General features: G+C 47.6%; 13 protein-coding genes. 1 reads left to right on the forward strand and 12 read right to left on the reverse strand.

Annotated elements, in window-relative coordinates:
- Window positions 1-164: 164 nt before the first annotated feature.
- The 4 genes from BLV50_RS16350 to BLV50_RS16365 form a co-directional block, all read right to left on the reverse strand.
- Complete coding sequence (locus tag BLV50_RS16350; protein ID WP_090808914.1) at window positions 165-1,886, reverse strand: phospho-sugar mutase; 1,722 nt, start codon at window positions 1,884-1,886, stop codon at window positions 165-167.
- Window positions 1,887-1,943: 57 nt separating this feature from the next.
- A complete protein-coding gene (gene fabZ / locus BLV50_RS16355; RefSeq protein ID WP_064641900.1) occupies window positions 1,944-2,375 on the reverse strand; it encodes a 3-hydroxyacyl-ACP dehydratase FabZ in 432 nt (143 codons plus the stop codon).
- A 479-nt stretch (window positions 2,376-2,854) separates the two neighbouring features.
- Entirely contained in the window at window positions 2,855-3,079 is a 225-nt protein-coding gene (locus tag BLV50_RS16360; RefSeq protein WP_024632706.1) for a DNA-directed RNA polymerase subunit beta, read from the reverse strand.
- A gap of 12 nt (window positions 3,080-3,091) precedes the next feature.
- Window positions 3,092-3,931, reverse strand: a complete 840-nt coding sequence (locus BLV50_RS16365; RefSeq protein WP_090808916.1) for a flagellar hook-basal body protein — start codon at window positions 3,929-3,931, stop codon at window positions 3,092-3,094.
- A 60-nt stretch (window positions 3,932-3,991) separates the two neighbouring features.
- On the opposite strand from BLV50_RS16365, the gene BLV50_RS32795 reads away from it, so the two are divergent.
- Complete coding sequence (locus BLV50_RS32795) at window positions 3,992-4,156, forward strand: hypothetical protein (protein WP_177031203.1); 165 nt, start codon at window positions 3,992-3,994, stop codon at window positions 4,154-4,156.
- A 298-nt stretch (window positions 4,157-4,454) separates the two neighbouring features.
- Here the strand turns inward: BLV50_RS32795 and BLV50_RS16370 are convergent, their stop codons facing one another.
- The 8 genes from BLV50_RS16370 to BLV50_RS16405 all read right to left on the reverse strand — a co-directional run bounded on the left by BLV50_RS16370 (window position 4,455) and on the right by BLV50_RS16405 (window position 13,352).
- The gene (locus BLV50_RS16370) at window positions 4,455-5,339 is read right to left on the reverse strand and encodes a flagellar hook-basal body protein (protein WP_064641898.1); all 885 of its coding nucleotides are present in this window, start codon (window positions 5,337-5,339) and stop codon (window positions 4,455-4,457) included.
- A gap of 103 nt (window positions 5,340-5,442) precedes the next feature.
- Window positions 5,443-6,441: a rod shape-determining protein gene (locus tag BLV50_RS16375; RefSeq protein ID WP_063567732.1), complete on the reverse strand. Its 999-nt coding sequence runs from the start codon at window positions 6,439-6,441 to the stop codon at window positions 5,443-5,445.
- Window positions 6,442-6,660: 219 nt separating this feature from the next.
- Complete coding sequence (gene spoIIID, locus BLV50_RS16380) at window positions 6,661-6,948, reverse strand: sporulation transcriptional regulator SpoIIID (protein WP_024632710.1); 288 nt, start codon at window positions 6,946-6,948, stop codon at window positions 6,661-6,663.
- 172 nt (window positions 6,949-7,120) lie between these two features.
- Window positions 7,121-7,858 (reverse strand): M23 family metallopeptidase, encoded by a 738-nt coding sequence (locus tag BLV50_RS16385; protein ID WP_063567731.1) that lies wholly within the window; start codon window positions 7,856-7,858, stop codon window positions 7,121-7,123.
- A gap of 553 nt (window positions 7,859-8,411) precedes the next feature.
- Window positions 8,412-9,758, reverse strand: coding sequence for a stage II sporulation protein D (gene spoIID, locus BLV50_RS16390; protein WP_090808918.1), 1,347 nt, complete (start codon window positions 9,756-9,758; stop codon window positions 8,412-8,414).
- A 461-nt stretch (window positions 9,759-10,219) separates the two neighbouring features.
- On the reverse strand, window positions 10,220-11,566 hold the full coding sequence (gene murA / locus BLV50_RS16395) for a UDP-N-acetylglucosamine 1-carboxyvinyltransferase (RefSeq protein ID WP_083678749.1): 1,347 nt from the start codon (window positions 11,564-11,566) through the stop codon (window positions 10,220-10,222).
- A gap of 520 nt (window positions 11,567-12,086) precedes the next feature.
- Window positions 12,087-12,344 carry a DUF1146 family protein gene (locus BLV50_RS16400; RefSeq protein ID WP_062321714.1) on the reverse strand — a complete coding sequence of 86 codons (258 nt, stop codon included), beginning with the start codon at window positions 12,342-12,344 and terminating at the stop codon, window positions 12,087-12,089.
- A 603-nt stretch (window positions 12,345-12,947) separates the two neighbouring features.
- Window positions 12,948-13,352 (reverse strand): F0F1 ATP synthase subunit epsilon, encoded by a 405-nt coding sequence (locus BLV50_RS16405; RefSeq protein ID WP_062321712.1) that lies wholly within the window; start codon window positions 13,350-13,352, stop codon window positions 12,948-12,950.
- Window positions 13,353-13,410 lie beyond the last annotated feature (58 nt).

A 13,410-nucleotide genomic window follows, 5' to 3' on the forward strand; every position in this document is an offset into this window, starting at 1 on the left:
ACCGGATACAAACAGCTTGTGTCAACAAACGTGCATCTATCCGCAATTCATCCAAAATAGACGTAGACATTTACCCTTTTTACCTAAAAGAAAAGCCCCTCCGCCAACCAACCTTACGGTGCGGAGAGGCTTTCTCATGTTCTTGCTCAGTACTGCATTCGTATTTATTGTGCGTCTACACGCGTCATCACCGTAGTAGCCAAACGCTCAATACGGCTTTCGGCGTCTTCCAGGTCCTCTCCGCGCACGGCGAAGTATACTTTGATCTTCGGTTCTGTTCCCGAAGGACGCAGGCAGAACCATGATCCGTCTGCCAAAATAAATTTTAGAACGTTCTCTTTAGGCAAGCCATCCAAGCCAAGGGAGTAATCCAGCACATCTTGTACAGCGATGCCGGCTACTTCTTGTGGCGGATTAGAACGCCAGTCGGTCATTTTCGCCTGAATTTGAGCTACGCCATCCTTGCCTTTCAGCGTACGGGACTCCAGCTTCTCCAGGAAATATCCGAATTGGCTGTACAGCTCTTGCAGGACATCATAGAGCGTTTTGCCTTGGTTTTTATAATAAGCAGCTGCTTCAGCAATCAGCATGGCAGCCAGGACTGCATCCTTGTCACGTGCGTAGCTGCCTGCCAGGTAACCGTAGCTCTCCTCATAACCGAACAAGAACGTATGACTGCCGGTTGCTTCGAACTGGTTCATTTTTTCACCGATATATTTAAAGCCTGTCAGGGTGTTCATCACTTCTGCACCGTAATGCTCAGCAATGACCGCTCCCATCTCGCTTGTTACAATCGTTTTGACAACTGCACTGTTCTTCGGCAGCTTACCTGTCTCTTGCAAACGACTCAACACATAATGCACCATGATCGCTCCGGATTGGTTACCCGACAGTACGAAATACTTGCCATCCTTGTCTTTCACTACTGCACCCATGCGGTCTGCATCCGGATCTGTACCGATCAGAATGTCCGCACCCACAGATTCACCCAGCTTCATTGCAAGCGTAAATGCTTCGCGCTCTTCAGGGTTAGGGGATTTCACTGTGGAAAATTCAGCATCAGGCTGTTCTTGTTCTGCGACAATGTGAACCTGCTCAAAACCGATCTGTTCCAACACACGACGTACAGGCACATTACCTGTTCCGTGCAGTGGAGTGAAGACGATTTTGAAATCACGGCCGACGCCGGATTGAATCAGGTCCCGACTGAGGCTCAGGCTGGCAACGGTATCAACAAATGCCTGATCTTCCTCTTCCCCAAGCCATACGAGCAATCCTTGAGCCTCGGCTTCTTCCTGCGTCAGCTTTTTCACATCCGCGAGGGAAGGAACTTCCTGAATGTATTGAATGACTTTCTCCGCTTCGTGTGGTACCAGTTGGCCACCCTCGTGGTTGTATACTTTGTAGCCATTGTATTCAGGAGGATTATGACTTGCTGTCACCACAATACCGCCGGTTGCTTGCAGATGACGTACACTGAAGGAAAGCTGAGGCGTAGGACGCAGGGATGTAAACAACTTAGCCACAATGCCATTTCCAGCCAGAACCAAGGCAGCATCCAGTGTGAACTCAGGTGAGAAATGACGGGAATCATGCGCGATCACAACAGAAGGTTTACCTTCTTTGTCACCATGCTGCTCCAGCAAATAACGGGCAAACCCTTGCGTTGCACGACCCACGGTATAACGGTTCATCCGGTTGCTTCCCGCTCCGATCACACCACGCAATCCACCTGTACCAAACTCTAGATTTCTGTAAAAACGATCCTCCAGCTCTTTCGGCTGATCCTGCAAATCACGAAGCTCCTGTTTCGTCGCTTCATCAATCGAAGCATCCTCCAACCACTGCTGCAATGTTTGTGCTGCTGTTGTGCTTAACTGTTCCATTCCTGCAAACCCCTTCCTTCTATATAAAATTCAATGAACTGCTGAACGATACAATCATTAGCTTGGGTCAGACAGTGCGAACATGATCTCGCCTTCAGCTACCACTTTGTCGCCTACTTTGGCTGTAGCCTTGCCTTTACCAATTGAACCTTTGAGACGCGTAATTTCCACTTCCAGCATCAACGTATCTCCAGGCACAACTTGTCCACGGAATCGGAAATTGTCCAGTCCCGCCAAAAAGCCGATTTTGCCTTTGTTGCCTTCCAAATTAAGAATGGCTACTGCACCGACCTGTGCCAGAGCTTCTGTAATCAACACACCCGGCATTACCGGATACTCTGGAAAATGACCAATGAAGAAAGGTTCATTAATGGTTACATTTTTCAAACCAACGGCACGTTTGCCATCCTCTATCTCTAAAATCTTGTCCACCAGTAGAAATGGGGGACGGTGTGGGATAATCTCTTGAATCTGTTTGATATCGAGCACAGTATAATCTCCTCTCGGGATGTTTATATGAGATTCTCCATCATGATTGAAGTTAAGCGCAATAGAGGTCGTTACGGTTACGGATCATTCTTTCGATCGCTGTTGTCCCCGAATTTTCTGATACATTTTAGAGTTGTCTAAAATTCGGTGACAAAGGCGAGCGCTTCGCTTCTTCTGAACGATTCCGTTCCCTCCACTTACTTTAGTGCGGAAGCCGTCAACCCCAACATGATCAAGTCGATGCTCATATAAATGTGATTTTCATTTAATTTGTATGAAAAGCATATTTTCGGTTAACACTAGTTATATCCTTCATGACTGCAGTAGTGAAGGTTGAGATAAGGGGTCTCTCTTCGCGATGACGAATGTCTTTCGCAGGGGAGGCCTCTTTTGACGTCAAACGTCATCCATCATTATACTGTTTTCAACACCAAAAAGAAAACTCCTGCCTGCGCAGGAGTTTTGCATATATCGTTCATCTACGGAGCGAAGACCAAATCATATACATGTTCCCATGTACTCCACTGCAATACGGAACCGATATCCTGTTTGCCCAGTACCACGTAGCCAGCCACCAATCCGCCAGCGAGGGCAAGAACAAGCAGGACCGGAACCAAAAACCATCTTGCGATGCGCCATCCACTCTTCTTCTTCTTGACTTTCGTCTTATCCGGCTTACTGTTCTGCTGCTGTGTATCTGTCATCACATTCACCTTTTATGCTCTCATATTGTTGGCAAGACCCGCCATGGAATCACTGGATGTGAGCGCACGTGCCGCCAGTTGGTAAGTCCGCTGTCCTTGCATCAACAAAGCCATCTCTTGTGTCAAATCCACGTTGGATTGTTCAATGTAGCCTGCACGAATCATAGCTGTTGCTTCACGTGTAGCTGCATTAGCTCCAAATACATCATCCTCGGTCAGACCCGCATCCAGACCAAACAGATTATCCGCATACTGCACAAGCCCTTCCGGGCGCTCGATATCTACGAGTTGCAATTGGGCTCCAATCGTTGCATTGGCTTCATTGCCACGACGGATCAACAGATTGCCTTTTTCATCAAATGCAACCTTGCTGTTATTCGGTGCCGTAATGCGATTACCTTGACGATCCAATGCAAAGTGGCCTTCGCCATTGACCAATACCATCATGTCTGGCGCATTGGGATTCGTTTTGGGTCTAGTATCAGGGACAAAATGGAATGCACCCTGACGCGTCCACATTTTCTCACCATTCGCTTCAACGGCGAACATCGCATTGCCTTCAATCGCCAGATCGGTAGGACTACCTGTCTCATTGAGCGTACCCTGACTCATATCCTTTGTCACATCAGCCAAACGTACACCAAACCCAAGGTTGTATCCCATCGGGGTCGAGCGTCCATCCAGCTTGTACTTGTCCGGTTGCTGCTGCACACGTGTCAGTACATCTTCGAAGGCTGCTTGCTTACTCTTATAGCCTGCCGTATTCACGTTGGCAATATTATTGGAAATGACATCCAGACGCTGCTGTATTCCGGTCATGGAGACCATTGCACTAATCATGGAATTATTCATTCGGTGGTTACCCTCCCTGGTTCTACCCTCCCAAACCCTCCCTGGTAGGGAGGGCCCCAGATGGCGCTGCCCTCTGGACTCCCGAAAACAGGCGGAGTGGGTGCGTGGGGTACGATCTTGCTAAGTGACGGTCGTGTGTGTGCGCCGCGACTGCCGGGCTATGATTCCCGCCATAGTTTCACATGGCTGAATCATAGCCCGGCACGCTCTTTATGCGGCGTGTAGCTCCGCGTGGTCTCTCCCTGCTTTGCTTCGCAAAGGACTGTCGAGACCGTCGCTGCGCTCAGCTTAATGCTGCGCAATCCTCGCATAAGCTCGGCTGCGTTTATGCTTTGCGCTCCGCGTGGTCTCTCCTTGCTTTGCTCCGCAAAGGACTGTCGAGACCATCGCTGCGCTTAGGATAATACTGCGCAATCCTCGCATAGGCTCGGTTGCGTTTAGGCTTGCGCTTCGCGTGAGCCTCTCTGCTTGCTTCGTAAAGGGGGTTTGGCTCTCCGCTACGCGGCTATATTATACGTTGGCGTTATACACGCCCAACTTCATTGACGGCTTTATCCAGACTGCGGTCGTAGAATTGTACGACCTTCTGGTTCGCTTCATAAGCACGGAATGCTGCGTTCATATCTACAGTTGCCTGTGATGCATCTACATTCGAACCTTCCAGGTAGCCCTGACGGATCTGCACATTATCACCGGCAGCCATCATCCGAGCGGTTGCTCCATTCTGATCATTCAGGCTGAAATTACCATCGCCTTGACGTACCAATTGGTTGGGTTGATCGATGACGCTGATTCCCAATGTAACTCCTGTAGGTGCACCCGTCTCTGCATTGACAAGACGACCTTGCTCATCCACTTTAAATTGGTCTACCGATCCTGTCAACACAACAGGTTGTCCATTATTATCCAGGACTTGTGAACCTGTTGAGCTGAGCAGCTGTCCAGTTCCGGTAACCTCGAAGTGACCATCACGTGTATATCTTGTGTTGCCTTCTGCATCCTGTACTGTAAAATACGCCTGAGGTTGGTAAGTTACCGTGCCATCAGCTCGTACAAATTTGCCTGAACCGTCAAACGGGACAGGTTGTCCTGTCTGTGGATCATTCACGGCCAGATTGGACGAAATGGCAAAATCACTCTTTTGCCCACTTTCCATAATGGCTCCCTGCAAATTCATGGACAAACTTTCTTCCGCGAACACACCTGTGTTCAGCTTGCCCAGCCGCTTTGTCGGAAGATTAGCATCTCCGCCTACCAAAGTAATGAGCATTTCCGGAAAAGAACGGCTTACGCTGTTCACTTGTTTATATCCCGTTGTGTTCATATTTACGATGTTCTGCGTTGCGGTGTCATGGCGGCGTTGTTGCGTAATCATTCCCGCGGTAGCGGTGTACAGACCTCTTAACATGTATTAACCCCTCTCCTCAAGCGCTTGTCCTGCATTACAGGATGGCTGCTTGTCCGTTCTGCTTCCCGAGCTTGGGCGAACCTTTGCTTTTTATATCGGCAGATTAGAACTTTTTCTTAACCACCTGATCCAAATTATTCAACATAATGCCAGTCCCCTTCACGACACAATGCATCGGATCCTCTGCAACCCATACCGGTACATGCAATTCATTGGACAACAGTTCGTCCAGTCCGTTCAGCAAAGCGCCTCCACCTGTCAACACGACACCTCGGTCAATAATGTCTGCCGCTAATTCTGGTGGCGTCCGCTCCAATACCGACTTGGCTGCCACGATAATAGATTGCACGGAATCCCATAGCGCCTCTTGCACTTCATTTCCCGACACCGTTACGGTAACAGGCAAACCGGATACCATATCACGACCGCGAATGTCCATCTCTGTTTGACGACCACCCGGATGCACGGAACCAATCGCAATCTTGAGATCTTCGGCTGTACGTTCACCGATCATGAGTTTGTATTTGGCTTTGATAAACTTGGTAATCGCTTCGTCGAACTTGTCCCCTGCGACTTTAATAGAAGAGGCGGTGACTACGTCGCCCATAGACAGGACTGCAACGTCAGTCGTTCCGCCGCCGATATCCACGACCATATTGCCGCTCGGCTGAAAAATATCCATCCCCGCACCGATCGCTGCCGCTTTCGGCTCTTCTTCCAGAAATACTTCTTTGGCACCGCTGCGCTCAGCAGCTTCACGGATAGCCTTCTGCTCCACGGAAGTAATGTTGGTTGGTGCACAGATCAGAATACGCGGGTGGCTGTACCAGCTTCTTGCCCCCACACGATTAATGAAATGTCTAAGCATAGCTTCCGTAATCTCGAAGTCCGCAATAACACCGTCACGCAGCGGTCTAATGGCAACAATGTTACCTGGAGTACGCCCCACCATACGACGCGCTTCTTCCCCAACAGCAAGGACCCGCTTCGTATCGCTTTCAATGGTCACGACGGAAGGTTCATCGAGGACAACCCCACTTCCTTTCACGTGAATAAGCACGTTTGCCGTGCCAAGATCAATACCGATATCCTTGCTAAACATAAAAGAGCCCCCAAAGTGATATTATTTGGTCAGCGTATCCTGTGAAAAAGAGTCCCTTATCACGTCACCGCTCGTTCGACAAAGTGCAACATATATATGTAAAAATCGGGCTGATAAGATGTCATAATTCGATCCTGTACCAGCTTTTAACATATCATACTTCAGGGGAGGGATTCAATGCATGTGTGAGCTTTTTGGCCTACGTCTTTCCGCAGGTCTCTACGATTTAGCGGAAGCCAGCACCTCGCGTTTTTTACCGCTTGTTTTTTTGTATTTAATTTTGGTCGCTTCACCGCCCCGCAAATGACGGATTGACTTGTGATACTCCAGAATGTGTTTCACCTGGTCAGCAAGATCAGGGTTAATTTCCGGCAGACGCTCCGTCAGATCCTTATGCACAGTACTCTTTGACACGCCGAATTCCTTGGCTATGGTACGGACCGTATTCCTCGTCTCAACAATGCAGCGACCAATTTTTATGGTCCGTTCCTTGATGTAATCGTGCACGCTCCCGCCTCCCTACTGTGTGGATAGTTTGGTACATTATATGAGGAGCATGCCTATATATTCGCGGTTTAAAGGTGTGACAAGCTTCGAAGGTCCCATTATTTTCTGAAAAGCACAAAAAGAGCAGAGGAGAATTCCCTCTGCCCGTCATGTTGCTGCGGTAAAAATCATTTTATTTTTCCGGAAGATATCCTTGCGGGTTAACCGGTTGTCCGTCTTCGTAAACTTCAAAGTGAAGGTGGTTGCCCAGCGTTTTTTCCAGTTCATTAACGCCAGCCGATGCAATTGCATCTCCTTGCTTCACTTCATCATCCTGTTTCACTTTGACGTCAGCCAGGCTTTGGTATACGGTTTTGAGGTTATCACTGTGTGTGATTTCCACAACTTGACCTGTCAGCGGGTTTTGTTCAACCCGGGTAACTTTTCCGCCGAGTGCTGCTTTGACTTCGAACGTTTTGTTATCCCCACGTGCCAGATCTACACCCGTGTTCGGAATAAATGTGTCATTGTACTGCACCATCGCTGCTTCATGTTCCTCAGTTGAAGCTTCGTTGTCATAGAAAGGTTTTACTACCGAAATTTCGGACGGAACCGCTACCGGCCATACAAAATTCTCCGACTTTGCAACAACTTCCACACTTTCCTGTTCTCCGTTAACCGCTGTTCCTTCTGTACCCGATGCGCCCGTTTCTACTACCCCACTTGTAGGGTCCGAGTTCAGCGTTTTGTCGCCTGTGCCCTGATAGACCCACACTAAGGTTAGTATAATGCCTGCTGCTGCGATGTAGGCTGCCGGGAAGACCCAACGTTTGGACATTGCTCTTTTCCATGAAGAGGGCTGGCTAGCCGGTACTCCTTGAGTTGTTTTAGGAGTTTCTTCTTGGCCTGTTTTTTTGTTTTGTTCATTCATCTTAATCACCTCAGTAACAAGTGTTACCGGGTGCAACTCTTTTATACACGCGCGACTCTAATTATTTTCACGGAGCTTTCAAAGAGTGCTATATATGCTGAGATGAGTGTTAGTACGTGCACCGCTTCGGGGCCAGAAAACCTTTCGACCGGCTGTTACTCCCAGATTTCTTCTATCACCTTCTTTAAAGGTGAAATCCGGGAGTAAAGGCGGACACTTCGTTTCTACAGGCCTTTTTTGTCCCCTGCGCTCTCCATACGCTCGCACACTCCGCATATATAGCCAAGTCTTGAAAGCCCGGAAGGGGTGATAGACAGAAATGCATGGATTGAATTTAGCAGCCAATCCTTATAAATTGAGTTTGTGAGATTGAACATGGCGTTATAGTTTTAAGTTCATTAGTAGAGCAAACGGTGGGTTTTGATTCTAAGCTTAGCAACTTCATAGATTGCCTGCGATGCCTCGCTTTATATTATTCAGTGGCCCATTACTGCTAATAGACTAACGTTTGGTCAATTCAAATGGTCCGGACGATACCGACTTCCATGTTGGCTTACTTTGAGGCTAGCATCTTGGATGCCTGTCCGAAGGAGATGCCTGTGTAGTAGTGTTTGAGAATCTGGGTCGCGGTGTGACCCTCCTGTGCCATGCCGTTGGCTCCCCACTGGCTCATGCCGACTCCATGACCGTATCCATACGTTGTAATCTGAACCTCATCTCCATCGGTCTTCCAGCTGAACTGGCTGGATCTAAGCCCAAGTAGCTTTCGAGCCTCCGGTCCGCTAAACGTTTTACCTGCAATCTGTATCTCCTTGATCCGATGGCCTTGCGTTGTAGACAATACTTCCATCCAGCCACCGCTTTGCTGCGCACTCACAGGGATAGCATTTGCACCCAGATTCAACTTTTGGAGAATCTCACTGCGCTTCATGGTGATGGTTTCTTCAAAACCGGGAGCCAGATTTTTATCCCACGGACTCGCTACACTTTGTAAATAAGGAACAGGGTTCCCCCAGACATCCTCAGCATTCTCCGTATACCCATTACTTGTGGAGAAAAAGGATGCAGTAATTGCCTTGCCTTGATATGTCATGACGGAATCTTTGCTTTCGCGGACAGCCTGCTGCAGCTTCTCCCATTCCTTCGCTTTCCCCAGACGCGTCCAGTCCGCTTTTACTTGTTCTGGTGGTATGAACACCTGATGACTCACGGTATCTGTTACATCGGCTTCTCCTGAAGGTACACCGCTTGTATCGTTGGCTGCCAGCCTTCTCACGATAAATGTCCTTGCAGCGATGGCCTGTGCCTTCAGAGCTTCCAATCTGAACTCAGCTGGCATCTCGGCAGCGACAACTCCGGTAACATAATCTTCAAGTGGAAGATTCATCGTCGTACCGGTTGCAGACAGGTACACCCTTACTTGAGGTTCAGGGTAGGTAACAGGTACAGCTGGAGAAGGTGCTGGAGTCGTTACACTGCCTGTACCTGGTGGGACCGGGATCGGTTTAACCGGATCATTCGTCCGCGGCCAGACCAGAATGGCGGGGATCAACAGCGCAAGTGCAAGCACTGCCGATACAGCCGCCGCTGGCTGCCAGCGAGTATTGTTCTTTCCCCATCTGCGGCCTCGGCCAAACGTACGCATTCGGCGGCGCTTCACACGACGAAACTGGTCTAATTCAATGACAGGCATGTGTATACGTGCCGCAGTGTGTTGAGCTGACTCCTGTTGGGAGCTAGGCCGTCTAGTACATGTTGTTACGGGCTCATCTGGAACAGTTCTGATGTTCGTTGAAGCAAGCTTGTCTTTTTCCACACCGAAACCAGCAATCTCTTCTGGCTCCTTCACTAGTGGACGAGGGACAAGAGGTACCTTAACCTGCACACGGGCTTCTTTCATTTTGATATAACCCTCCGTTGTCCATGGCCGGTCAAGCGCCGGTCCTTTTGTTCAAATCCATAGTTTAGGGTATGAGCTGGCTGGATCTGATAGAACCTGATTTAAGAGAAACGAAGGCATTCCATATGTGGCGATTTCTAACTTAATTATGCTATGTATTATTAAAAAACATTGATCTGTCGCGGAATCCGTCTCCATAAGGTACCACCCGTTCCTCCAAAAGCATGCTCTTTCATTTGTTCAGAATTGGTACAGAATATGATGTTATGCTATATAAGTTAGGACCAGCTATTAATAGAATCAGGTACTGATTCAATGGATCGTTGAACACAAAAAAAAGCCAAGCCAGATGGCTTAGCTTTTGATCTGAATTTAAATGACAGCACGCATGCTCTCGTATCCGCAATATACAATGATGTGTGATTCATATTAGAGAGCAACGCCTATTGTCCAATTCGATGTTATGCCCAGGTCGGTTGTACTTTGAACAGCGGTACTTCTTCCCCGACTTTTTCATTCGATGCTTTAACTGCATCCAGCTTAGGCTCTTCAACCGAAATACGATAAATATCGGCTCCAAGTCCGTTAAGCTTCTCAGCGAGATGTACGTAACCACGGTCGATGTGATGAACACCGCCCACTTCCGTTGTACCTTCAGCAACAAGACCCGCGATAATAAGTGCGGCACCCGCACGCAAATCGGTAGCAGTTACTTTGGCACCCTTCAGCTTGGCATTGCCCGTGATGATGGACGAACGTCCTTCAACTTTGATCTCCGCATTCATCAATTGGAATTCATCCACATGCATGAAGCGATTTTCAAAAACAGTCTCTGTTACAACACTGGTTCCCTCAGAGGCAAGCAAAAGCGCCATCATTTGGGATTGCATATCGGTAGGGAAACCTGGGTATGGTAATGTTTTCACATCCACAGCCTTGAGCGGACGATCTGCAATGACACGAACGCCATTCTCATCAGGATGAATGGTTACACCCATTTCTTCCAGCTTCGCAATAACAGAACCCAAGTGGTCTGAAATCGCACCTTCGATATACACATCACCACCGGAGATTGCAGCAGCAGCCATATAGGTACCTGCTTCAACCCGGTCAGGAATGACGGTATGTTTCACGCCAGACAGTTTCTCCACACCTTCGATGCGGATGACTCCTGTTCCAGCACCTCGTACTTTGGCACCCATTCCATTCAGGAAGTTGGCAAGATCCACGATCTCTGGTTCTTTTGCCGCGTTCTCAAGAACAGTTACCCCTTCAGCCAATGTTGCAGCCATCATAATATTTTGAGTGGCACCTACGGAAGCCACATCTAGATAAATTTTCGCGCCACGCAACCGTCCTTGGCTACGAGCTTCTATATAGCCTTGGCCCAAGCTAATCTCAGCACCCATGGCTTCAAAACCTTTCAAATGCTGATCAATAGGCCGTGTACCGATGGCACATCCACCAGGAAGCGAAATTCTTGTATGACCCATACGCGTCAACAATGGCCCCATGACCAGAAATGACGCCCGCATTTTACTTACCCATTCATACGGTGCCTCACAGGAAGTAAGTTTCTCCGCATTTACGGTAATCACTTCGTCCCGGTATGTAACACCCGCTCCCAGCGATTCCAACACCTTGTTAATCGTCATCACATCGTCTAGAGGAGGAGCGTCAATAATAACGCTTTGTCCTTCTTCCCCTAAGAGAGAGGCAGCGATGATCGGAAGAACAGAATTTTTAGCGCCGCTAACTTTGACACTTCCGGTCAACCTTTTGCCACCGCGGACGATAAATTTGCTCATCATGGTTCCCTCCGCGCTTTTATTCCCTTTTCTTCATTCCGGAATACGTAAGCCCTTCTGTAATAGAAAAGACTGTTGCTGTGTGTGGAATTTCGACATAGCCTGGCAAATAATGCCCTTGATGTCTATTCAGAAAAGAATTGGTTTATGATCCATATCGATGATACCACGTGCGTTGCATGATGCCCTCCGACTTGTAAATGTAATGCCTTACAGGCCAGCAAACATCTGAACAGACAGATTGGGATGATTAGTAGCCGGATTCATCCGGATATCCCGTTTATAACCACAAAATAAGTGAACAATTGTGAATTCCCTAACTTCCATCATAACATTGTTGAATTGTACGATACAAGCATTTTTACATAAAACATCTCAAATTCATCCAATTCCACGTCACACTTTTTTCTTAATTTCTTTGCCGACAACTCATACTCTAATTGTTAACACAATTAATCGATGTTATTCGACATTACACTGCTTGAAGAACCTAACAGATGATTAACCAACCATCTCAACATTAAAACAAATGGCGCAACATTTGTGTCCATGACAAATAGTCAATGACAAAGCCTGAAACAGCATGCCCAAGTATAATGGCCAACAGTAAATGTAACAGTCTTCCCTGTGCTCCTCGTGGCTGCCTGATGATTAAATCCAGCTTGAGATTCTGCAAAGCCCACCACGACAACGCTATACATAAAAGAGAGACGATAATCGAAACTAAGCCATTCGTACTTAATGTCTGGTTCAACTGATTCGTCAGGTCAGTATCCATATATTCATTACCTCCACATTTGTTGCAGCGATCAGCATAATTATGCCTGGCATCCATAACTTGTTAGAACAATGGAATGACTTGAACACAACGTACTGAGCCTACTGTCAGACTTACTCCTGCTATGCAGGAAATCTGGATGCCCAATCACGGAGCAGCAACAATCTGGCTGTGAATGACTATGGAATTCATCAACGCAGCTTCCTGCATCTGCTGACTCTATGGAATATAGGCTCTTTCATCATACATTGTCAATTACATTGATTTCCACTTTGATAATATTTTAAATTCAAAATGCCGGGATTTTGTGACTAAAACGACATAAAAGAGCGTTATTTCGATATCGATCCTGTCATTTCCTCGGAAATAATTTGGATTTCCGTCGTTAAAAATGGTTCCAACAGTGATCATTATCGCCACGACTTTAGTCCTACATTCTATTCAACTGCCCATAAACGGTGAATACAATTAACTTTATTTGCCGTTAAATCAAGAGCTTCAACCGAAGAAAATGACCATATATTTTACTGTAACTGGAAAAGGCAACGTTCCAAAAACTCAAAAAAGCCCGGCAGACTAAGCCGCCAGGCTCCAATGAACAGTTTATTTGCCGTATACGTTGATCCGGTTAACCGCTTTTTGCAGAGCAATCTCTGCCCGACGGTGATCAAAATGATCCTGATTGCTTTGGCTGCTGAGACGGCGTTCTGCCCGCTCTTTCGCCGCACGCGCACGGTCCACATCGATACTTTCCGGGAATTCGGCACTTTCTGCGAGGACAACAACCTTATCTTTACGGACTTCGATAAAACCGCCGCCAATAGCGACCTGCTTGTTCTGTTTTCCGTTTTTGATAATGATTGGTGCGATCTGCAATGGTGTAACCATAGGGATGTGACCTGGCATAATACCCAGTTCCCCTTCAACACCACGAACGATGATACTATCCACTTGCTCTGTAAATACCAAACGCTCAGGCGTTACAATTTCCAACAAAAAGGTGCTCAATTCCATCCCTCCTGAAACTATCCGATAGCTCGCTTCATAAGGACAATCCTGGATTCAG

Source organism: Paenibacillus sp. 276b, from assembly GCF_900107875.1.
GTDB classification, from domain to species: Bacteria; Bacillota; Bacilli; order Paenibacillales; family Paenibacillaceae; genus Paenibacillus; species Paenibacillus marchantiae.

Bases quoted from the DNA above. Each gene is read 5' to 3' on its own strand.
- BLV50_RS16365 (WP_090808916.1), bottom strand. From the start codon at position 3,931: ATGAATAATTCCATGATTAGTGCAATGGTCTCCATGACCGGAATACAG.
- BLV50_RS16400 (WP_062321714.1), bottom strand. From the start codon at position 12,344: ATGGATACTGACCTGACGAATCAGTTGAACCAGACATTAAGTACGAAT.
- BLV50_RS16350 (WP_090808914.1), bottom strand. From the start codon at position 1,886: ATGGAACAGTTAAGCACAACAGCAGCACAAACATTGCAGCAGTGGTTG.
- BLV50_RS16375 (WP_063567732.1), bottom strand. From the start codon at position 6,441: ATGTTTAGCAAGGATATCGGTATTGATCTTGGCACGGCAAACGTGCTT.
- BLV50_RS16370 (WP_064641898.1), bottom strand. From the start codon at position 5,339: ATGTTAAGAGGTCTGTACACCGCTACCGCGGGAATGATTACGCAACAA.
- BLV50_RS16385 (WP_063567731.1), bottom strand. From the start codon at position 7,858: ATGAATGAACAAAACAAAAAAACAGGCCAAGAAGAAACTCCTAAAACA.
- BLV50_RS32795 (WP_177031203.1), top strand. From the start codon at position 3,992: ATGGCGCTGCCCTCTGGACTCCCGAAAACAGGCGGAGTGGGTGCGTGG.
- BLV50_RS16360 (WP_024632706.1), bottom strand. From the start codon at position 3,079: ATGACAGATACACAGCAGCAGAACAGTAAGCCGGATAAGACGAAAGTC.
- spoIID (WP_090808918.1), bottom strand. From the start codon at position 9,758: ATGAAAGAAGCCCGTGTGCAGGTTAAGGTACCTCTTGTCCCTCGTCCA.
- murA (WP_083678749.1), bottom strand. From the start codon at position 11,566: ATGAGCAAATTTATCGTCCGCGGTGGCAAAAGGTTGACCGGAAGTGTC.